Here is a 20,056-nt window from a genome sequence, read left to right as displayed (position 1 = left end):
TACAACAATCGTCCGGGGTCCATCCCCAGACCACAAATATCCCGGAGCGACGCTCCAGGCCTGAATGGCTTCGGGTGAGACGCTTGTGTCCTGCTCAGATACCCGCCGCAGAGGCTATGGCGCTTCCCCTTGTGCTGTCGGGTACCAGCGTGATTTCGACGCGACGGTTCTGCGCACGGCCCGCGTCCGTGTCGTTGTCGGCGATCGGGCGCGTATTGCCATAGCCCTGGATCGCAAACTGTGTGACGGGAATGCCCGACGCCTCGACCAGCCAGTCACGCACCGCGCCGGCGCGCGCCATCGACAGACTGAGGTTGCTGTCGGCGTCGCCGACGTTATCGGTATAGCCGGCGACCAGAATCCGCTTGTCCGGATGGGCCTTGATCATTTCGAGCGCCCCGACCATCATGCGGGTCGACCCCGCCTTCAGTTGCGCCTTGCCGCTGTCGAACAGCGACATGCTGTCGAGCGTGACCAGGGCCGGCGGCGGAGGCGGCGCCTGATACGAGGCGATCGCGGCATTGAGGGCAGGCGTGAGAGCCGCCGCCCGGTACATGCCGAACGACAGACGCATCGGCACACCGAGGCGTGCATAACGATCGATCTCGTCCCGGTCGGCGACAAGTGCCCGCAACGCGTCGCGACGCGCGGTGTCATGTGCCGCGGGAATCATCGAGAAGCGGCCGAGATCGCTACCGATGCGTGTGAGCACGGCCTGGTTGTTTTTGGCAGCGCCCCAGACTGCGAGCGCACCGGCACAGGCGACCAGCGCAATTGCGTGAGCGAGCGCCGCCAGACGTGGCGATATCCACCGCCGCCGTGGCATGGCTTCGATCACCGGTTGCGGCAATGGCCATGGCGCGGGCGACGCCAGCATCGGCGGCGGCGTGACCAGCGATCGCGCACGCACGTCCCGCGCCCACGGTGAGCGAGGGTCGCTCGCTGGGCCGCAATCGATCCAGCCGATGCCGGAGAGCGCCCACGGCGCGGCCGGCTGCGATCGGTCGAGAAGCGGGCTGCATACCACGCGCTGCGTCCACCCGATGACCGACGCGAGAGCCGCTGCACGCGCAGTGGGAACCGGATCGCCGCCAGCCCGCTGCGCCTGGGCCTCAGCCGCCCGCATCACTGCCTCGAATCGCTGGGGATCGGCCAGCCTGCTGGACGATGACACGCCGTACCATTGCGGATCCAGTCGTACTGAGGACGGTCCGGTAAGCCGCTGATAGATCGCGATGTACCCAGGCATCCTCGTGCCGAGCATGCGTGAGGTGTCGCTGGCCGCTTGCCGTGCAACGCGCAGCGCCTGCACGAGCGCGTCTTCACTGACGTGATTGGCGGGCGCCACCGACAGCACGATGCCATCGGGTGCGCGACCGTCGCGCCACTGCTTCACGGCAACGCCAAGGCGCGGCAAGTCGCGCGGATTGTTCACCCGCAGCCAGATCGCGCCGTCTCCGACATGAGCCAGCCGTTCTTCGGCACCGCCGCGATTGAATAATTGGGCGAGCGAGTCGCCGATGACCAGCACAAGCGGCATGCGGGTTCGCAGGCTCAGGGGCAGGTCGGCTGTCGTGCTGCCCAATGCGGCCAGCACGTGCGCGCTTTGCTCGCGGGCGCGGTTGCGTTGCAAGGTGCGAAGCGTAACGATGGCCAGTGCAGCCAGACTCAGGACCGAGCCGATCGTCCAGGCCAGCCCACGGCCGACCGGCAGGATCATGAACAGCACGGCAAGTGCAAGCGCGGTCGCCAGAACGACCATTGCGCGAAACGGATATCCCAGACGCAGATCTGACATCACGGTTTGGCGGCGGGAGCGGACGATACCAGGTGCGCAAGCTGCGCATCAAGCGCATGGCCCCAGATCAGGTAAACAAGCGCGGCAGCGATGCCGGCAAGCGCGGCGATTGCCCACGGCGAGAGACGATAAAGCCAGTCCGTGATGCGCAGTTCTGCCTGCTCGGCGATAAATGTTCGCGTGACGGCGGGCCGCAGTTTTTCCAGACGGGCATCAAGCGCGGCAATCAATGCGGCGAGCTTTGCTTCGTCCCGTGCATAACGCCCCGTGAAGCCAAGTCCGAGAACCGCGGCGTAACACTCGAGCAGATCAGCATGGGGTGATGTTTCTCGCATACGCTCCGCGAGGCGGTCAAAGACGTGGTCGCCCGCGTCCAGCTTGCCGAACCGCTCCACCTGCAACGGGTGCGCTGCCCAGCAGGCCCTGTCTTCGATCGACGGACAGCGTAGTACAGCCTCGTAAAGCAGGCCGCATTGGGCGTATTGCGCGTCCTCGCGCACGTCGGCCGGGAAACCGCGCTGCTCGAGTGCTGCGGAAAATGCTGCCATCAGGTCTACGCATTTCTGGCGCAACACCTTTGCGGAATCGGTGTTCCCGCTCTGGGTGAGCATGCTCACGAGCAGCGCCGTATCACGCAACAGGTCGCGGATACCGTGCTCTCTTCTATCTGGATCCGTTAGCCGGGCTGTTGCGGAATGCGCGTCCATCAACCGGACTTCTTTCAGTTGACTGATTGTTCTCATGAGCGCAACACCGCATAGAGTTCAAGCGACGGATTGGCGACGGTGGCCGGCAGGTAAATCTGGCAGGCACTCGCCGCCAGCATCCTGGCGTGCGCCGGATCGTTCGGGTCGAGCGCGAAATACAGGTTATCCAGACGCACCGGAATCGCGGCTGGCACGCGCTGCACTGCTTTAAGCGGGATGCCCGCCAGCGCCGAATTGACGATGTGCTCGACGTCGTCCGGCGCGCCGATCTTGCAGAGTCGCGGAAACTGCTCGACCAGTTCGTATGGTGCGACCGCCGCGTTGACGGACAGGTAGTAATCCGCACCGCTAACGAGCCGTTCGTCCAGAAACTGCCCGGTCCAGGTGGTCGGACTCTTGCGTGTGAGGTCGATCGAAACGACACGCGACGGAATGATGGCGTCGAGCAGGTCGCGGATAAGCGATTCGAGCCTGGCAAAGATTTCGTCGGCATGCGCATGCTGATAGGGTGGGATGTCCGTAAGCTGCGCCCCGGTGGAAAACGTCATCAGCACGCTGGCCAGTTGAGCGAGCGTCGAATAGAGGCGCTCGGGCGGCTGGCTCGGGTGTGTGGCGAAAAACCGCAACTGCGGCCAGTAGGTGTGAATGCTATGCAGCAGCCAGAAGAGCGATACATCTGCGACGCCATACTCCGCAACCGACTCGCGACGCTCGCTCTTGCGCGCGCCGAGGGTCGCGCTCCTGGCTTGCAGGATGTCGGCAAGACGCTTCGCACGCTCGACGTGCAACGGGTGTCCCGCTAACGTCAGACAGGGCGGGACATATCGGTGATCGACCTGGAAATGACCGCCTGTCCCGCGCACGAGCCGCGCGACCGCGCAGACGGTGTCGTCCGCGTGCGATTCGAAGTCGAACAGCAGCCGCACCGCGTGGCGTTCGGCCGCCATCTCCGCTTCGTCGGCGCCGTTGAGGTCGGTGACCTTGACGAATTCGCGATACGAGCGGCGCGGCCGCGCGAGCGTCGTCTCATCGAAGCGGCAGTTGTTGCCCGTGGCATTGATCAGTGGCAATGCGGCGACCACCACGATGCTTTGTATATCGGGCGCCAGGCCTTGCGTCAGATCTCGTGCCGGCGGCAACGCGTCGCTCACGGACGTGTCGAATAGCGTACCGTCAGGAAACCGAAGTTTCAGGCGCGTGAATTTGAGGCGTCCGTTGGCCAGCGCTTCCTCGTCCATCTCAACGCCGAGTGTGCCCCATGGCTCCGCTATCGCGACTGAGGCGAACTGCCGGTGCACGAAGTCCGTCCACCGTTCCTGCTGCTGGAACTGCTGCTGGTTGAGGATCAGGCCTTCCTGCCAGAGTGGTTTATCGATCCGCATGAGTGTCGTCTTCTTTGATTATCTTTAGACCGGATTGCGGATTCTATATTCGATGAATGGGAGAGGTATACCTGGATGAATAAATTTGGGAGTAGATGTTGCGTGGAAGCAAATAAAATTTTCTAAATGGAGTCAATAAAAAGTAATGCATCCATCGGCGCAGAATTTATCGAATCAATCTGACGATGGTTGAGATATTTCTGATCTATAAAGGCTGTATTTCCCTGTCAGATATGGGTTTATGGGCGACGTTGGTGAAGGGTTTGGGAAATAAAAACTGAGGGTTAATTCGAGACTGTCGATTGGCCTTAATTTCAAGATGTCCATTAAGAGATGATTTATGATAAGGCGGAGATTTGGTGATGTATCCCTTTGACTTATATGCCGGATTGAGTGTTTAATTCTGTCCTCGTCGTAAATCAATCGCATCAATGAGGACCGTGCCGTGGTGTGCCTGGGGCGTCGTTCGACGGCGGAATGCTCTTGCCGCCAGGGAGGACGCGGGAATGCCGCACTGCATGGAGCCGTGGTTTTGCGATACCCCGTGACCATCCTGTTATCAAGGACTACGAATGGATAGCTTCCAGAGAGAAATTCCCAAGTCGAGGGTTTCAATTACGCTCGACCTGCACACGGGCGGCGCCCAGAAGAAGGTCGAGCTGCCGCTCAAGCTGCTGGTTGCCGGAGACTTCAGCGCAGGCAAGGAAAACGCACCGCTGGCCGAGCGCAAGAAGACGAACATCGACAAGAACAATTTCGACGCCGTGCTCTCAGACCTCGCGCCCGAGCTGAAAGTCGCGGCAGCGAACACGCTCGCCGACGACGGCTCGGAGCTTCCGGTGTCGCTCAGTTTCCGCTCGATGAAGGACTTCGAGCCCGAACAGGTGGCGCGTCAGATTCCCGAACTGCAAGCCATGCTGGCCATGCGCAATCTGCTGCGCGATCTGAAGTCGAACCTGCTCGACAACGGCACATTCCGGCGCGAGTTCGAAAAGATCCTGAAAGACGGCGCGCTCTCGCAGCAACTGCGCGGCGAGCTTGCGCAGATTGCGACGGCGGCCACGCAGCCCGAAGGTCATGCGTAAGGCCAAAGCCGCCTTCACCGCGTCCCGGACATCTCTAGCGATAGGAAACCCCATGTCAAGCAACGAATCCCTGCAGGGCGGCACCACCGAGACCGTCGTGCTGGAAAATCAAAGCATCTACGAATCTCTGTGCAGCAAGATCAACCTGAAGCCGGTCAGTGTGGCGCGTCCGCTCGAAGCGTTTCGTGATAACGACCTGCTTTCCGAGTCATCCGCGGACGAGCGTCTGGCACGCGGCATGAGCGCGTTTCTCAAGCTGGTGGGCGAAGCCAGCAAGCGCATCACCATGGCCGCCGGCGACGCCCTATCGTTCTTTGCGTCAAAACTTGGGATCCGGATTTTTTCGGCGAAGGGGAAAGTACAAATTCAGGCGCAAGGCGATGCTCTGGAATTGATGGCGCTCGAGAATGTTGTGGTGAGTTCCTCTACGGGAGAGGTCATGATCACCGCGGCAAAAGGCATCACGCTGGGCGATGGTTCGGGTGCCTATATCAAGATCGCGAATGGACGTATTGAACTGGCGAGTCCGAGCGGTCCGATAGATATGAAGGGCAATCTGGAAGTGGACGGCCCCGCTGGAGGGAGCTTCACGTTTCCAAACTGGACCAGTACTCCCTTGAAGGATGTAAAGGACAACTTAGGTTTTAGTTTTTCTGAATAGGATATCCCATGGCAAACAGTTCGTCGCCGGCTACCCCGTTGCCGCCTCTGAAGCAGTTAACGTTCGCTTTTCCGTTTCGCAAGAAAGGACAGGGGAACGGAGGCGTCGCCGCGGACTTTACTGACGAGCACGAGATATATCAGCTTCTGAAACAGGAGTCGTCAGGCGCTTTCCTGGTAAGCGGCGGGGGGATGTGGCATGGAGGTATCCATGTGACGGAGGCGGGTGCTGGTCAATCGTTGGATATCAAGGGCGGGGTGCGCTGCATTGCCGATGGTGAAGTCGTCGCATGGCGCCTGAATCTCGCCTATCCGATCAGCCAGATTGCGGCACGTGAAGGACAACCCGCGATCAGTGCGTCATACAGCACAGGCTTTGTGCTGGTGAAGCACACGATGGAGTTTCCACGTGGCACGACGCTCACGTTCTTCACCCTCTACATGCATCTGCATGACTACGCCGGCTACGAAAGTGATCCGACACTGCCTTGGCCTGCGTACTGGGCAGCAAAGATTGAAGTGACGCAGGATGCCGCCGACAAACCCAAATCCGGCGCAAACAGCCAGCCTGTATCAGGCGACCAGACAGGGCTGAATGTCCGCGCTAGCAAACCTCACGGAGCCATTCTCGGAATTCTCCCGCGGGGTACGCAAGTGAGTCTTTCTAAACGCGACGGCGACTGGGGACAAATAGCTGACGATCCAGATGCACTGTATGCGCCGACCGTGGGTGGATATGTGCATCCCGGCGCCGCAAAGGGTGGATGGATCTTTCTGGGCAAAGAGCGCGGACACGACGGACCTGTCGCGAAAAACGTCATGCCGGATTCCTCCTTCGACCGTGTGAACGTTGTACCTGAGGGTAAGCGGGTCAAGGTCAAGGCGGGCGACGTGCTCGGTTATCTGGGGCGCTACGATTCCCTGCGCGATTCAAGCTCGACGCGGATGGTGCATATCGAGGTGTTCTGCGATGACAGCATCAAGCCGTTTATCGCGGCCGGACGTGCGTGGGTACGGCAAGGCGCGACGGGCATGCATGACACGTGGGTCATCCTCGGCGGCCACGCCTGGGAATCCGTGGAGGATTTGCCGGAGGAAAACCTGTCGCTGCGCGTGACCGGCACCAACGGCATGCTGCCGAGAAAGGGCCTGCGCGAAGCCAGCATCAATGAACTCTGCGAGAGCACGCCGAACGTGTCGGCCGTGCGCAATCTGGCCGCGCCGACGCTGCCGCTTTATCCACCCACCGGTGACCGCTTCCAGTGGCGGGTACTATCGCACCTCGCGCCGAACTTCCTGTCGATGATGGATGCGCAAGTGCTGCGCGGTGCTCTGGCGCTCTATGACTGGACCGGCGATGAACTGAACCGGCGCCGCCTCGCGGGCATCGTGCACGTATCCGAGGAACTGCTGGAGGAAGTATCGGGCGGCTCGGTCGAGCGCGGCGTGCTGATCGAGGTCACGCTCGACAGTCAGGCATTTGCGGGCGAGGGCGACGTGATGCTGTTCGGCGACCTGCTGCACCGCTTCTTCGCGCTGTATGCGGAAATCAATCTGTTCACCCGGCTTGCTGTCGTGAGCCTGCCGTCCCAGCAACGTACTGAATGGCCGCGCAGCAAGGCGCAGCGATCTCCGCTATGAAGGGACGCGACATCCCCGATCTGGAGCCGTTGGTCGCGTCGCTGCTCGCCCGCGCCCCGCTGATGAACTTCATGCAACTGTGTCAGTTGCTCGAAGTGCGCGTGCCCAACCATCCTGGCTTCGGCACGCGCGATACGCCCGCTCACGAGCCGGTGAGGTTTCGTCCGCGTCCTCGTGTCGGCTTTCCGGCTGGTGAAATCGCCTCCGTTGAGTTCGACGACGACATCACGTATGGAGCAAGCGCTCCGCCGACCGTGCGCACGACGTTCATGGGACTTTACGGTGTCGACGCGGCCATGCCGTCGCACCTGATCGACGACATCGTGCTGCGCACGGAAGGACACGAAGCGCTCGAAGCGTTTCTTGACCAGTTCAATCACAGACTGGTGACGCTGCTGTACCGCGCATGGAAGAAGTACCGCTATCCGGTTGGCTTCCGTGCGGGCGGCACCGACGCGCATTCGCGCCACCTGCTTGCGCTGGCGGGCTTCGGCTGGGGCGAAAAGCCCCAGCGAGCTGGGCTGCCCGATTCGCGCGTGCTCGCACTGCTGGGGTTGCTGATCCAGCGCACGCGCACGCCCGAGGGGCTTGCGGGCGTGGTCGCGCTGGCAGCGCCCGGTGTCGAGGTTCGCGTCGACGAATTTTTCCCGACCCTCAAGGGCGCGGGCAAGCCGCAACCGCTCACGTCCAAAGGTCCGGTTGATGACGGGCGGGGCGGCGGTGGCGGCACGAACAGACGCCGGGGCCTTGGCGGCGGCTACGTGCTGGGCACCCGCCTTACATACCGCAGCCGCGCCGCTCGCGTGACATTGCGGCCCGCTAGTGCGCAACAGGCTCACGACCTGCTGCCCGGCGCATGGCTGCATCGCGAGTTGATGGCGTTTATCCGCCTGTACGCGGGCACGAAGGCTGACATCTTCCTGCGCATGGAAGTGTCCTCGCGACTCGCGCCCTTGCCGAAAATCGGTGTTGTGATCGAAGGTCCGGCGCCGCGTCTCGCCTGGACCACTGTGCTGCCTTCGGCGCAAGAGCGCCTCATCACCATTCCGCTTGGTTCGTATAAAGCGTTTCCGACGCCGGCTCCTAACCCATTCCTCACGCCCTCTGCCTGATTCTGGAGTACCTGTATGCCCATTCGCCCGACCACGACATTTACGACTCTCCTGGCCGCCAGCGTGCTGCTTGGTGCATGCGGTGCATGGCAGACCGTGTCGGACTCGACTTCAGGCGCGTATCACGCTGTCTTCTATAAGCAGGTGAAGGTGCTTAACGTCGACCTGACCGCGCGTGCGTCGCTCAACCCCGACGACGCGCAGCGTCCGACCTCGGTCGCCGTGCGCGTATATCAGCTCAAGGATCGCAAGCTCTTCGACAAGGCCTCGTATGACGATCTGCTGAAGCACGATAAGACAATGCTCGCGCAGGATCTGCAGGCGAGCATCGCGACTGTCGTCAACCCGGGCGCGTCCGTTAGCGTGTCGCAGCCGATGCAATCCGATACGGAATACGTGGGCATTGTTGCGTTCTACCGCGATCCGGACTCGACGGGAACCTGGCGCCGTGTCGTGCCGAAGAAACAGCTCTCGGCGGACGCGCCGCTGAAACTGGAACTGGTGGACCGGGAGCTGATAGCGGCCGCGAATGCGGGTAAATCGCGGCCGGAATGATACGCTAAGGTTTCCTAACGGATATTTGAGCGGCCGCCTTTTCCGGCGACCGTTCCGCGCGTAGCCCCAGTTCCTTGACTCCCAAGCTGCCGCCCGAACTTCTCCCGATATGCACTGGGACTCGTAAGCGCGATACGCCGAAAGTGTCTGCGCATCGATTCCTCGGAGCCAAACCCCGCCAGCTCCGCCACGCGCGCAATAGGCATGGACCTTTTCACTTCGAGCAACTCGCGGGCGACCGCCACCCGTTCCCGCACGAGCCACTCGTAAGGCGCCATGCCGGTCGCATCGCGAAACTGCCGTTGCAGCGTGCGTGGGCTCATTGCGGCACGTTCCGCGAGCGAGCGCAGTGTGTGCGACAAGGCGGGGTGTTGACGCACCCAATCCATCAGCTTCGCCAGACGCCCGCCTTCATCCTGAGGCATGGGGCGCGGCACGAACTGCGCCTGGCCACCTTCACGGTGCGGCGGCACGACGAGTCTCTGGGCGACCCGGTTTGCGACGGCGCTGCCATGATCGCGCCGCACCAGATGGAGCAGCATATCCAGCCCCGCTGCCGATCCCGCTGACGTGATGATCTGCCCGTCGTCGATATACAGTGCGTCGGGCTGCACGCGCACCTGGGGATATCGTTGCTGCAATTTCGTCGCGTAACGCCAGTGGGTGGTGACGGTCTTGCTGTCAAGTACGCCCGCTGCCGCCAGCACGAACACGCCGGAACAGATCGAGCAAAGACGTGCGCCACGCCGGTGAGCCGCGCGGATTTTCTTCAGCACGGCTTCGGGCGGCGGTTCGTCCGCGTCGCGCCAACCGGGAACAATGATGGTGTCGGCGCGATCCAGAAGCCTTAGCGTGTACGGCGCGGAGATCGTGATGCCGCCCGCCGCGTGAAGCGGGCCGGCCTCGCTTGCGCAAACCGCAAACCTGTACCAGTCGATGCCGAGTTCCGGGCGGTCAAGCGCGAACACTTCGGTCACGCAGCCGAATTCAAAAGTGCAGAGCCGGTCATAGGCCAGCGCGACGACGAGATGTGGGTTCATGGCGCGATGTTACCGGATATTGACGATTGCGCCACTTATCCAACTGACGGATCGCGGCCAGAATGAAGCCTGATAAGTCAGTTTCAGGCCATGGCAATCATCACGTCACCTATCCGGAGATCCAACATGCCGACGCTCAACGCCGTCACCGCCATTCCCGCCGCCGATAGCGAAGCGGCGCTCGCCCATTTCCAGGCGTCGCTGCAATTCGAAACCGATTGCTCCGATGTCGCCAGCGCGCTGGCAAGCGGCACGCCGGGTTTTGTCCTGCTCGACGTGCGCAGTCCCGCGCTATTTGACGCGGGGCATGTGGCGGGCGCGCTGAATCTGCCGCACGGCAAGATCGTCGCGTCGAAGCTGGCGGAGTACCCGCTGGATACATTATTTGTCACCTATTGCGCGGGTCCGCACTGCAACGGCGCCGCGCGTGGTGCGTTGCGGCTGGCGCAACTGGGGCGCCCCGTCAAGCTGATGGCCGGTGGCATCACCGGCTGGCTCGACGAAGGTCTCGAGCTCGTTATCCCGTCACGACCCTGTTAAATAAGTATTCAATTCTCGCGGGGCCGCGCCGTTAACTTGCATGACATCCCACACCAATTCGACGCGTCGCGCTGCAGCCAGCGCGACACACTGATTCGATTCGTCAGGGGCCGGACTGCAAGTTTGCCAGGGTTGGCAACACCGCACTATGGACGCCTGCAACGCATGGCGTGCGATCGAAGAAATCTCTCTCATGTTTTTCAAAGGACTCTGCACCGCGTTCGTCGCGGTAATGTTGACCGCAACGGCGGCATCCGTTTGCGAAGCGCAAAACACCACCGACTGGCTGGCCAATACTTACGGCACCAACACGACACGCGCCGGCAACGTGGCCCGTTCGATGTGGGTCGCGCCGGAAGGCGTGATCTATACGTCGTCGATGTGGGATGAAAACGAAGGCGGCATTGCGATCTATCAGAACGGCCAGAACAGCGGCTCGATCGGCGCGCAAGGGGAATTCCAGGGCGGTGCGATCACCGGCAACGCCACGTCGGTGTTTGCCGCGCTGCAGTTCAACTCCACCTATGGCAGCGGTAAAGTTGGCCGCTATAACCGGACGAGCCACGCGCGCGATCTGCTGATCACCGTCAGCGCCACCACCACCCAACAGCTCGCGGATGTCGTCACCGGACTCGCGACCTCCGGCTCGCTGCTCTACGCCAGCGATTTCCCCGGTAACCGGGTGCGCGTGTTCTCAACCGCGGGTGTCTGGCAACACGATATCAGCGTGACGGCGCCGGGCGCGCTCGCGCTGGATGCGCAGGGCAACCTGTGGGTCGCGCAGCAAAGCGCGGGGACGGTCATCCAGTTCAGCCCGAGCGGCACGCGGCTCAACACCATCCAGTTGCCGGCCAAGGCGCAGCCGGCTTCGTTGTACTTCGACCCTTCGAGTGCGCAGTTGTGGATCGGCGACGAGGGGCCGGATATGAACATCAAGCTGTATAACGTATCCAGCACGCCTTCCCTGGCCGGGACGTTTGGCGTGCAGGGCGGTTATCTCGACACGACCGCCGGCATCAAGGGGCAGGTGGGCAGTCTGCGCTTCACGCGCGTTACCGGCATCGGCAAGGACTCCGCGGGCAACCTGTACGTCCTGAACAATCCGTGGGGCGGCACGTGGGATCTGGGTCGCAACGGCGGCACGGATCTTCACGCGTATGACAACACCGGCCGGCAGATCTGGCAGCTTCAGTCGGTCAACTTCGAGGGCAATGCGGCGCCGGATCCCGCCACGGACGGAGCGATGTTCTATAGCGGCATGAACATCTACTCGGGCACTTCGGGCGGCACGTTCGTGGCCAACACGGTCGATCCGATCACGTATCCATCCGATCCGCGCATCAATCCCGCCGATCACGAACGCGGCGAACATTTCGCCCAACTCGCGAGCGTGAACGGACACCGGATGCTCGTTGCCGAAGGCCAGAACACCGATACGTTCTACTTTTTCCACTTCAACGCGGCGAGCGGCTACATTGCGATTCCCGACAGCACGCTGCCGGGTACGGCTTTCAACACGACGGCGCCAGTCCGCAATGGTTTTTGCCTCGATAGCAAGGGCGATATCTGGGCGGGGCTCGATAAAACCAACGTCATCACCCACTATCCGCTGACCGGTTTCGATGCGAACGGCAAGCCGCTCTGGGGCGCGCCGGTCACCATGCCGATTCCGGCCACGATCACGCAACTGACGCGCATCATCTACCTGCCCGAGAGCGATACGATGATTCTCACGCAGGGCTTGAGCGGCAGCACGGACTGGACCGCGGTCGGACAGCGCATCGAGGTGTATCACGGCTGGCTCGCCGGTAACCGGAGCACGCCGAACCCGGTGATCAACCTGACGAGCGCGAACGCCAAATCCATTGCGGCTGCCGGCAATGATCTGTTTGTGGGCTACGTGCAGACCACGCCGAATATCGATGCCTTCAACCTCACGACAGGCAAGCTCGATACCACGCTGATCGATAGCAATCCGAATACGGTCAACGTGGGCAACGATGTGGATTCGATGTACGGACTGCGCGCGTATCTGCGTTCCACCGGCGACTATCTCGTGACCAAGGACGACTATAACGACGCGAGCATCGTGGCGTTTCGCTGGACGCCGGCGGCAGCATCGACGGCTGCGGCGAGTACAGCGAGTACGGTGAATGCAGCGAAGAGCGCGGCCGTTTCGCCGTTTAGCGCCAGGTAAGACGGCGCCGATGTGCCGGTGTCGCCGCTAGTGCGGCGACACGGCTCTTATCGATTCGGATACCGAAATTTAAAACGTCAGCGAGTGGAGTTTTCGCACCTGTTCCAGCAGCCATTGAAAAGCCGATTGTTCAGCAGCGGGGGACTTCTGCACCTCGGTGGACAGCTTGCCTAATGTTGCCTGCTGGCGCGACAACATCCGGCACATGCGTGTCGCGACTTCGGGGTTTTTCTTGAGGATCGGCGTAAGGTCGTCTTTTTGCAACTGATACACGGTGCTCCTCGTGAGGGCGGTAATCTGCACTTTCGCCGGCAGGCCGGCGAGCAGACCTGCTTCGCCCACTGCGTCACCTGGACCGAGACGCGTGACTTCGATGTGGCCGTAGCTCTCTTCAGCGGTCACGGACAGCACGCCGGACTCGACGATGCTCAAGGTGTTCGAGGTGGCATCCGCGGTGACCAGCACCTGGTCGCGCTCCAGTTCCTGTCGCGTCAGATGGGCGGCCAGGTCGCGGATTTCGCTGTCTTCAAGGGCAACGAAGAGGTCGACGCAGCGCAGAAGCCGCTCCTTCGAGCCGATCGACTGGCGCGCCGGGCCCGCGCCACCGAGCGGATACAGGTCGATGCCCGCCGCGGCGAGATGTCGATAGCAGAGGTCGTAGAGTTCGTTGGAGACGGGCAGCTTTTTTGCCATATCGTCGACATAGGCCGTGATTTCATATTGAATCGAATTGACGCTGGCGGTTTTGACCTGGGCGTAGGGCGCGGGTGTCGGCAGAACGCCGCGGATGGCGGCGAGCGCATTGTCGAGCGCCCCGAGCACGGACCGGGGCCGTGCTTCGGGCGATATCTCCAGCACGACGCTCACGCCATGTAAAGCCGGTGGCCGGTTATTGTTCGAGATCTTGGCCTTGGCGGCGACGGCATTCGGCACGATGACCACGTTGCCTTGTCCCGTCAAAAGATTGGTGGCGCGCCAGTTCATCTCCAGCACTTTGCCTTCGACGCCGTCGATGGAAACCCAATCGCCCACCTGATACGGCTCGGTCGTGTTGATGACAATGCCCGCAAAGACGTCGCTCAAGGTGCTCTGGATGGCGAGGCCGAGAATGATGGCCAATGCGCCCGACGTCGCGACGACGCCCCGGATCGGCAGATCCAGTACGAACGCCAGCGCGGCGACCACTGCGGCGAGAAAAATGACCGCGCCGAACACGTCCTGGAAGAGACGCTGTTTGCGCCAGCGCCGTGGCAGCAGCAGGGAGTCGAGCGCGAGCGACAGCAGACGCGCCCCATTGAGCCACCAGACGATTTCGAGAGCCTGTTCCGCGACATGCTGAGCGGAGGATGGCGTGGCGGGCGCGGGCGACATGGGGCTAAGGCCCGTGTTGAAGAGGAGTGCGGTCAACAGGGCGAAGAAAAGCAGCCGAATGCATAGCCGGATGCTTTCATTCTTTGGGAACTCGAATCGCCAAAGTAACACGTCGACCATGACAAGTGCATACCCCGCCAGCAATGGATGATTCATCGCTTTTGCCCTTTTGTGAGGTGAGTGAGGTGAGTGAGGTGACCGAAGCTACATGTTGAGTTGACGAAAAGCGGATCGTTACGTGAGCGTGAATGAAAACTCCATTCTGTCCGAAACGGGAATGGCGCGCTCATATTGCGCAGAACGACCGCAGGCCGAGCCTAGGGACTGACGCGAGGAGGGGATGTGAGGAAAGGAAGTGAAGCGGGGAGTGAAGCAGGAGGGAGGTCAGGCGGCAATCCAGCCGGATGAAGAGCGCTCCTCACCCGGCCGCAAAACTTCTACAGCTTACTTGCTGTCGTCCTTCAACTGCGGCAGCGCCAGCGCTTCGCCGGGAGCCAGCAGACCCGTTTCCGAGTAGATCAGCAACTTGGCGCGCGTATCCGTGATATCCAGATTGCGCATCGTCAACTGACCGATACGGTCGCGCGGCGAGAAGGTCGACTGCACCTTTTCCATCGAAAGCCGTTCCGGCTGATACGTCAGGTTCGGCGACTTCGTGCTGAGGATCGAGTAGTCGTTGCCGCGGCGCAGTTCGACCGTGACTTCGCCGGTGATCGCGCGCGCCACCCAGCGCTGCGCCGATTCGCGCAGCATGATGGCTTGCGGATCGAACCAGCGGCCTTGATACAGCAGACGTCCGAGACGACGGCCGTTTTCGCGGTACTGTTCGATGGTGTCTTCGTTATGGATACCGGTGACGAGACGCTCGTAGGCGATATACAGCAGCGCGAGCCCCGGCGCTTCATAGATGCCGCGGCTCTTCGCTTCGATGATGCGGTTCTCGATCTGATCGCTCATGCCGAGGCCGTGACGGCCGCCGATGCGGTTGGCTTCCAGCAGCAATTCGACCGCGTCCGTGAACTTCACGCCGTTCAGCGCAACCGGCTGGCCTTCTTCGAAGCGGATCGTGACTTCTTCCTTCGCGACCGCCACGTCATCGCGCCAGAAAGCGACGCCCATGATCGGGTTGACGATCTTGATGCCGCTTTCGAGACTTTCGAGGTCCTTTGCTTCGTGCGTGGCGCCGAGCAGGTTCGAGTCGGTGGAATAGGCTTTTTCCGCCGACATCTTGTATTCGAAGCCCGACTGGCGCATGAACTCCGACATTTCCGCGCGGCCGCCCAGTTCGTCGATGAACGCCTGATCGAGCCACGGCTTGTAGATCTTCAGTTCCGGATTGACGAGCAGGCCGTAGCGGTAAAAGCGCTCGATGTCGTTGCCCTTGTAGGTGCTGCCGTCGCCCCAGATGTTGACGCCGTCTTCCTTCATGGCGGCCACCAGCATCGTGCCGGTGACGGCGCGGCCGATCGGCGTGGTGTTGAAGTAGGTCACGCCGGCGGTCGAAATGTGGAACGCGCCCGATTGCAGGGCGGCAATGCCCTCGGCAACCAGCTGGGCCCGGCAATCTATGAGTCGCGCGCCTTCCGCGCCGTACTGGATCGCACGACGCGGAATGGAATCGTAGTCGTCTTCGTCGGGCTGGCCGAGGTTGGCCGTGTAGGCGTAGGGGACGGCGCCTTTGATCCGCATCCAGTGCAGAGCGGCACTCGTGTCGAGCCCGCCGGAGAAGGCGATGCCGACTTTCTGGCCGGACGGAAGACTTTCAAGGATTGTGCTCATGAGAAAAGCCGTTAAATCGAGGGGTGAAGGGATTTCGCGCAACTGACAAGTATCGGCTGTGCTCGCTTGCAAGGCAAGTCTGGGAGCCGCCGCAGTGCCCGTTTTAGCCGTTTTGAGGGCGAAAAACCGCGCAATTGAAGCGGTTTTGGCGGCAACTCGTAATATAACTGAAAGTATTTGCCGCCCGGCGGAATCGAACTCGCCATCATCCGGCTGTATCCGGTGCAACAGCGGGTTTATCACTACAGCAGATAAGCGTATGGGATTTGCTTCGTTGTCCTCGCGCGCGCGAGCCGGTAGATTGGCCCAATCGCGCCGAGTCTGGCGCTCCCGCTACGACTGAACGAAGAGTTTCGTGTGACGATTGCTTCCGACTCCGCTGTTTCCGCCCAGGCCGCTCCTATCCGCACGGCCGCCCCCCAACGCATTGAAATTCGTGCCTTCGACGGCCCAGTGGGCGCCGAAGTGCTGGGGCTCGATCTGACCCAGCCGCTTGGCGCCGAGGACTTCGCGCGCATCCACCGCGCGCACCTCGATCACCACGTGCTGGTGTTTCGCGACCAACGCATCACGCCCGATCAGCAGATTGCCTTCAGCCGCCGCTTCGGGCCGCTCCAGATCCACGTGCTGCATCAGTTCCAGTTGCCGGGTTATCCGGAAGTGCTGGTGGTGTCGAATATCGTCGAAAACGGCCAACCCATCGGCCTCGGCGACGCCGGTCATTTTTGGCATTCGGACCTCTCGTACAAGGAAAAGCCGAGCCTCGGCTCATTGCTGCACGCGCAGGAGTTGCCGGCTGAAGGCGGCGACACGTTGTTCGCCAACATGCATCTCGCGTGGGACACGCTGCCGGCGCATCTGCGCGAAGCCGTGGAAGGGCGCTTCGCGGAGCACACCTATCTGGCGAAATACGCGGAATTGCAGAAACGCAGCCCGTGGCGGCCGAATCTGTCCGCCGAGCAGATCGCCCAGGTGAAGCCGGTCCAGCAGCCGATGGTGCGCACGCATCCGGAAACCGGCCGCAAGGCGCTTTTCGTCAGCGAGCATTTCACGACGCGCGTGATCGGCCTTCCCGAGGATGAGAGCAAGCAGTTGCTCGAAGAGCTTTTCGCACATAGCGTGCGTCCCGAGCATCTGTACCGGCATGTCTGGGCCGAGCACGACATGGTGTTCTGGGACAACCGTTCGCTGATGCATCTCGCAGCCGGCACACCCGACCATCTGCGCCGCAAGATGTATCGGACCACGATTGAAGGCGACGTGCCGTTCTGACGGCAAACACGCCCGCCAGGATTTCCCACACGCTGACCGGAGTATCGATGCTGGCCACTTTTCGCCCGACGGCTGTTCGGTCGTTGTTCGCACGCCGTTGCGCGGTTGCGGCGCTCGCCGCCCTGATCGGCGCGACGGGTTTCGGCGTTGCGGCGCCGGCGCGGGCGGAGGGGCAGATTCGCATTGCCGACCAGTTCGGCGTGGTCTATCTGTTGCTCGACGTCGCACGCGACCAGCAGTTCATCGAGAAGGAAGGGCACAAGCAAGGGCTCGATATCAAGGTGGATTGGGTGCGGGTCTCGGGCGGCGCCGCCGTCAACGACGCGCTGCTGTCCGGTGCCGTGGATGTCGCCGCGGCCGGCGTCGGTCCCTTGCTGACCATCTGGGACCGCACGCGTGGCAGGCAGAACGTGAAGGGCGTGGCCTCGCTCGGCAATCTGCCTTACTACCTGGTGTCGAATAATCCGAACGTCAGGACGATTGCCGACTTCACCGACAAAGACCGCATTGCGGTACCTGCGGTCAACGTCTCGGTGCAATCGCGCGTGTTGCAACTGGCTGCCGCGAAACGCTGGGGCGACAAGGATTACAACCGCCTCGACAAGTACACCCAGGCGATTCCGCATCCCGACGCGACCGCCGCGATTATCGCCGGCGGCACGGAGATTACCGGGCACTTCGCCAATCCGCCATTTCAGGAGCAGGAACTGGCGGGCAATCCGAAGGCGCATATCGTGCTGAATTCCTACGACGTGCTGGGCGGCCCGAGTTCGGCCACGGTGCTCTACGCCACCGAAAAATTCCGCGACGCCAATCCGCGCACGTATCGCGCCTTTGTCGACGCACTGGCCGACGCGGCGCGCTTCGTGACGCAGAATCCCGAGGCGGCCGCCGACATCTACATCCGCGTCAACCAGTCGAAAATCGACCGGAACCTGTTGCTGAAAGTCATCAGGAATCCTGAAGTACAGTTCAAGATCGCGCCGCAGAATACTTTCGTGCTGGCGCAATTCATGTATCGGGTCGGCGCGATCAAAAACGAGCCGAAGTCGTGGAAGGGCTACTTCTTCGACGACCCTGCGACCGCTGCGGGAAGCTGAGCGCTGTCGTCTATACCGGCCGGCCGCTTTGGCGCGGCCAACTAACCTGGACCGATCAGATGGTAGCCAACCCCAAGATTCTGTTCCCCGCCGCCGCTGGCCCGGCAGACTCGGCGGCGCGGGCCGCACATCCGCACACCAGCGAGAAATTGCTGGAGGTGGACCGCGTCAACCTCGAATACCGTACCGGCGAGCGCATCGTTCGCGCGACCCACCAGGTGAGTTTCGACGTCTACGGCGGCGACCGTTTCGTGCTGCTCGGCCCGTCGGGTTGCGGCAAGTCGACCTTGCTCAAGGCGGTGGGCGGCTTTATCGAACCCACTTCCGGCAGCATCTCGCTCGACGGTCAAACGGTGCGGGGTCCCGGTCCCGACCGTATCGTGGTGTTCCAGGAATTCGACCAGTTGCCGCCGTGGAAGACGGTCTTGCAAAACGTGGCGTTTCCGCTGCGCGTGGCGAAAAAGCTCTCGCGCGCCGAAGCCAACGAACGCGCATTGCATTATCTCGACAAGGTAGGGCTCGGTGCGTTTGCGAAAGCGTATCCGCATACCTTGTCCGGCGGCATGAAGCAGCGCGTGGCGATTGCCCGCGCGCTCGCCATGCAGCCGCGCGTGTTGCTGATGGACGAACCGTTCGCCGCACTCGACGCCCTGACCCGCCGCAAGATGCAGGAAGAACTGCTGCGGTTGTGGGAGGAAGTGAATTTCACCTTGCTGTTCGTGACGCATTCGATCGAGGAAGCCTTGATCGTCGGCAATCGCATTCTGCTGTTGTCGCCGCATCCGGGCCGTGTGCGCGCTGAACTCAACAGCCATCAATATACGCAGGACAGCACCGGCCAAAGCGATTTTCAGCGCACCGCCGAGCGCATCCATCACCTGCTGTTCGACGAGACGGAGTCCGTGCAATGAGTACACCCGCCAATCTGCTGCCGCCAGTTCGGCAGGAGTACGAACGTCCCTTGGAGCCGCCTGGCGATATCGAGCTCGAAGTGCCGTTGCCGCCGGCGAAACGGATCTTCGCGCAGACGTGGTTTCGCAAGACGCTCATCGCGCTCGTGCTGGTGATCATATGGGAAGCCGCCGCGCGCGCGGTCAACAACGATCTGCTTCTGCCCACTTTCAGCGCCACTTTAAGCGCGTTCGTCCAGGGGATCCTGTCCGGCGAGTTACTGCAAAAGACGGCGGTGTCGATGTCGGTGCTGCTGCGCGGTTATGCGCTCGGCGTGGCGTGCGCGTTCGTGCTGACTTCGCTGGCGGTGTCGAGCCGGATCGGCCGCGATCTGCTCACCATGTTGACCGCCATGTTCAATCCGTTACCGTCTATCGCGCTGCTGCCGCTCGCGTTGCTGTGGTTCGGTCTCGGCACGGGCAGTTTGTTGTTCGTGCTGGTGCATGCGGTCTTGTGGCCGCTCTCGCTTAATACTTACTCGGGATTTCAGGCCGTGCCGGCGACGCTGCGCATGACGGGACGCAACTATGGTCTGACGGGCTTGCGGCATGTCCTGCTGATTCTGGTGCCGGCCGCGTTGCCGTCGATACTCGCGGGCTTGCGGGTCGGCTGGGCATTCGCATGGCGCACGCTGATTGCCGCCGAACTCGTGTTCGGCGCCAGTTCCGGCAGCGGCGGTTTGGGCTGGTATATCTTCGAGAATCGCAACGAGCTTTATACCGACCGCGTCTTCGCCGGTCTTGCTGCGGTCATTGTGATCGGTCTGCTGATCGAGCATCTGGTGTTCGATACGCTCGAGCGCGTGACGGTGCGTCGCTGGGGCGTGCAGTGAAATGATGCGTCACGGCGGCAGCATCGGGCGCCGT

General features: G+C 61.9%; 16 protein-coding genes and 1 pseudogene. 11 read left to right on the top strand and 6 right to left on the bottom strand.

Features of this window, described 5'->3' with window-relative positions; translation table 11 throughout:
• Positions 1 to 94: 94 nt before the first annotated feature.
• Genes FQ755_RS04890 through tssK form a run of 3 tightly spaced genes read right to left on the bottom strand, consistent with a single transcriptional unit; the run spans position 95 to position 3,887 of the window.
• Positions 95 to 1,798 carry an OmpA family protein gene (locus FQ755_RS04890; RefSeq protein WP_260858307.1) on the bottom strand — a complete coding sequence of 568 codons (1,704 nt, stop codon included), beginning with the start codon at positions 1,796 to 1,798 and terminating at the stop codon, positions 95 to 97.
• Entirely contained in the window at positions 1,798 to 2,505 is a 708-nt protein-coding gene (locus tag FQ755_RS04885) for a DotU family type IV/VI secretion system protein (protein ID WP_144151478.1), read from the bottom strand. Before FQ755_RS04885 ends, FQ755_RS04890 begins: the two co-directional genes overlap by 1 nt.
• 32 nt (positions 2,506 to 2,537) lie before the next feature.
• Positions 2,538 to 3,887 carry a type VI secretion system baseplate subunit TssK gene (gene tssK, locus FQ755_RS04880; RefSeq protein WP_144151476.1) on the bottom strand — a complete coding sequence of 450 codons (1,350 nt, stop codon included), beginning with the start codon at positions 3,885 to 3,887 and terminating at the stop codon, positions 2,538 to 2,540.
• A 572-nt stretch (positions 3,888 to 4,459) separates the two neighbouring features.
• Between tssK and tssB the strand changes: the two genes are divergently transcribed.
• The 5 genes and pseudogenes from tssB to tssJ all read left to right on the top strand — a co-directional run bounded on the left by tssB (position 4,460) and on the right by tssJ (position 8,940).
• A complete protein-coding gene (tssB, locus tag FQ755_RS04875; protein ID WP_144151474.1) occupies positions 4,460 to 4,972 on the top strand; it encodes a type VI secretion system contractile sheath small subunit in 513 nt (170 codons plus the stop codon).
• 274 nt (positions 4,973 to 5,246) lie between these two features.
• Positions 5,247 to 5,633: pseudogene (locus FQ755_RS38610) on the top strand (DUF2345 domain-containing protein); the annotation flags it as partial.
• 8 nt (positions 5,634 to 5,641) lie between these two features.
• Positions 5,642 to 7,273 carry a type VI secretion system baseplate subunit TssF gene (locus FQ755_RS37960; RefSeq protein WP_260858306.1) on the top strand — a complete coding sequence of 544 codons (1,632 nt, stop codon included), beginning with the start codon at positions 5,642 to 5,644 and terminating at the stop codon, positions 7,271 to 7,273.
• On the top strand, positions 7,237 to 8,385 hold the full coding sequence (gene tssG / locus FQ755_RS04860) for a type VI secretion system baseplate subunit TssG (RefSeq protein ID WP_144151470.1): 1,149 nt from the start codon (positions 7,237 to 7,239) through the stop codon (positions 8,383 to 8,385). Before FQ755_RS37960 ends, tssG begins: the two co-directional genes overlap by 37 nt.
• 15 nt (positions 8,386 to 8,400) lie before the next feature.
• On the top strand, positions 8,401 to 8,940 hold the full coding sequence (gene tssJ, locus FQ755_RS04855) for a type VI secretion system lipoprotein TssJ (RefSeq protein WP_144151468.1): 540 nt from the start codon (positions 8,401 to 8,403) through the stop codon (positions 8,938 to 8,940).
• Positions 8,941 to 8,954: 14 nt separating this feature from the next.
• Here the strand turns inward: tssJ and ftrA are convergent, their stop codons facing one another.
• The gene (ftrA, locus tag FQ755_RS04850) at positions 8,955 to 9,980 is read right to left on the bottom strand and encodes a transcriptional regulator FtrA (RefSeq protein ID WP_144151467.1); all 1,026 of its coding nucleotides are present in this window, start codon (positions 9,978 to 9,980) and stop codon (positions 8,955 to 8,957) included.
• Positions 9,981 to 10,106: 126 nt separating this feature from the next.
• On the opposite strand from ftrA, the gene FQ755_RS04845 reads away from it, so the two are divergent.
• Positions 10,107 to 10,520, top strand: coding sequence for a rhodanese-like domain-containing protein (locus tag FQ755_RS04845; protein ID WP_144151465.1), 414 nt, complete (start codon positions 10,107 to 10,109; stop codon positions 10,518 to 10,520).
• A 193-nt stretch (positions 10,521 to 10,713) separates the two neighbouring features.
• Positions 10,714 to 12,717, top strand: a complete 2,004-nt coding sequence (locus tag FQ755_RS04840; protein ID WP_144151463.1) for an SMP-30/gluconolactonase/LRE family protein — start codon at positions 10,714 to 10,716, stop codon at positions 12,715 to 12,717.
• Between the two features lie 69 nt (positions 12,718 to 12,786).
• On the opposite strand, the gene FQ755_RS04835 is transcribed toward FQ755_RS04840, so the two are convergent.
• Both FQ755_RS04835 and argG read right to left on the bottom strand, forming a co-directional pair.
• Positions 12,787 to 14,088 (bottom strand): mechanosensitive ion channel family protein, encoded by a 1,302-nt coding sequence (locus FQ755_RS04835; RefSeq protein ID WP_260858305.1) that lies wholly within the window; start codon positions 14,086 to 14,088, stop codon positions 12,787 to 12,789.
• Between the two features lie 444 nt (positions 14,089 to 14,532).
• The gene (gene argG / locus FQ755_RS04830) at positions 14,533 to 15,867 is read right to left on the bottom strand and encodes an argininosuccinate synthase (protein ID WP_144151459.1); all 1,335 of its coding nucleotides are present in this window, start codon (positions 15,865 to 15,867) and stop codon (positions 14,533 to 14,535) included.
• Positions 15,868 to 16,230: 363 nt separating this feature from the next.
• Between argG and FQ755_RS04825 the strand changes: the two genes are divergently transcribed.
• Genes FQ755_RS04825 through FQ755_RS04810 form a run of 4 tightly spaced genes read left to right on the top strand, consistent with a single transcriptional unit; the run spans position 16,231 to position 20,022 of the window.
• The gene (locus FQ755_RS04825; protein WP_409937125.1) at positions 16,231 to 17,139 is read left to right on the top strand and encodes a TauD/TfdA dioxygenase family protein; all 909 of its coding nucleotides are present in this window, start codon (positions 16,231 to 16,233) and stop codon (positions 17,137 to 17,139) included.
• 47 nt (positions 17,140 to 17,186) lie between these two features.
• The gene (locus FQ755_RS04820; RefSeq protein WP_144151457.1) at positions 17,187 to 18,239 is read left to right on the top strand and encodes an ABC transporter substrate-binding protein; all 1,053 of its coding nucleotides are present in this window, start codon (positions 17,187 to 17,189) and stop codon (positions 18,237 to 18,239) included.
• A 59-nt stretch (positions 18,240 to 18,298) separates the two neighbouring features.
• Positions 18,299 to 19,150: an ABC transporter ATP-binding protein gene (locus tag FQ755_RS04815; RefSeq protein ID WP_144151455.1), complete on the top strand. Its 852-nt coding sequence runs from the start codon at positions 18,299 to 18,301 to the stop codon at positions 19,148 to 19,150.
• Positions 19,147 to 20,022: an ABC transporter permease gene (locus tag FQ755_RS04810; RefSeq protein WP_144151453.1), complete on the top strand. Its 876-nt coding sequence runs from the start codon at positions 19,147 to 19,149 to the stop codon at positions 20,020 to 20,022. The genes FQ755_RS04815 and FQ755_RS04810 overlap by 4 nt, the downstream gene beginning before the upstream one ends.
• Positions 20,023 to 20,056: the final 34 nt, after the last annotated feature.

It is taken from the genome of Paraburkholderia sp. BCC1885, from assembly GCF_900996235.1.
Lineage (GTDB): Bacteria > Pseudomonadota > Gammaproteobacteria > Burkholderiales > Burkholderiaceae > Paraburkholderia.
Note: the sequence above shows the minus strand (reverse complement) of the source record. Positions and strands in the feature narration are given on the sequence as shown.

Coding starts and splice junctions, on each gene's coding strand:
- FQ755_RS04845 (WP_144151465.1), top strand. CDS start 10,107: ATGCCGACGCTCAACGCCGTCACCGCCATTCCCGCCGCCGATAGCGAA.
- FQ755_RS04815 (WP_144151455.1), top strand. CDS start 18,299: ATGGTAGCCAACCCCAAGATTCTGTTCCCCGCCGCCGCTGGCCCGGCA.
- FQ755_RS04840 (WP_144151463.1), top strand. CDS start 10,714: ATGTTTTTCAAAGGACTCTGCACCGCGTTCGTCGCGGTAATGTTGACC.
- argG (WP_144151459.1), bottom strand. CDS start 15,867: ATGAGCACAATCCTTGAAAGTCTTCCGTCCGGCCAGAAAGTCGGCATC.
- FQ755_RS04890 (WP_260858307.1), bottom strand. CDS start 1,798: ATGTCAGATCTGCGTCTGGGATATCCGTTTCGCGCAATGGTCGTTCTG.
- tssK (WP_144151476.1), bottom strand. CDS start 3,887: ATGCGGATCGATAAACCACTCTGGCAGGAAGGCCTGATCCTCAACCAG.
- FQ755_RS04820 (WP_144151457.1), top strand. CDS start 17,187: ATGCTGGCCACTTTTCGCCCGACGGCTGTTCGGTCGTTGTTCGCACGC.
- tssB (WP_144151474.1), top strand. CDS start 4,460: ATGGATAGCTTCCAGAGAGAAATTCCCAAGTCGAGGGTTTCAATTACG.
- FQ755_RS04835 (WP_260858305.1), bottom strand. CDS start 14,088: ATGTCGCCCGCGCCCGCCACGCCATCCTCCGCTCAGCATGTCGCGGAA.
- ftrA (WP_144151467.1), bottom strand. CDS start 9,980: ATGAACCCACATCTCGTCGTCGCGCTGGCCTATGACCGGCTCTGCACT.
- FQ755_RS04810 (WP_144151453.1), top strand. CDS start 19,147: ATGAGTACACCCGCCAATCTGCTGCCGCCAGTTCGGCAGGAGTACGAA.
- FQ755_RS37960 (WP_260858306.1), top strand. CDS start 5,642: ATGGCAAACAGTTCGTCGCCGGCTACCCCGTTGCCGCCTCTGAAGCAG.
- tssG (WP_144151470.1), top strand. CDS start 7,237: ATGGCCGCGCAGCAAGGCGCAGCGATCTCCGCTATGAAGGGACGCGAC.
- FQ755_RS04885 (WP_144151478.1), bottom strand. CDS start 2,505: ATGGACGCGCATTCCGCAACAGCCCGGCTAACGGATCCAGATAGAAGA.
- tssJ (WP_144151468.1), top strand. CDS start 8,401: ATGCCCATTCGCCCGACCACGACATTTACGACTCTCCTGGCCGCCAGC.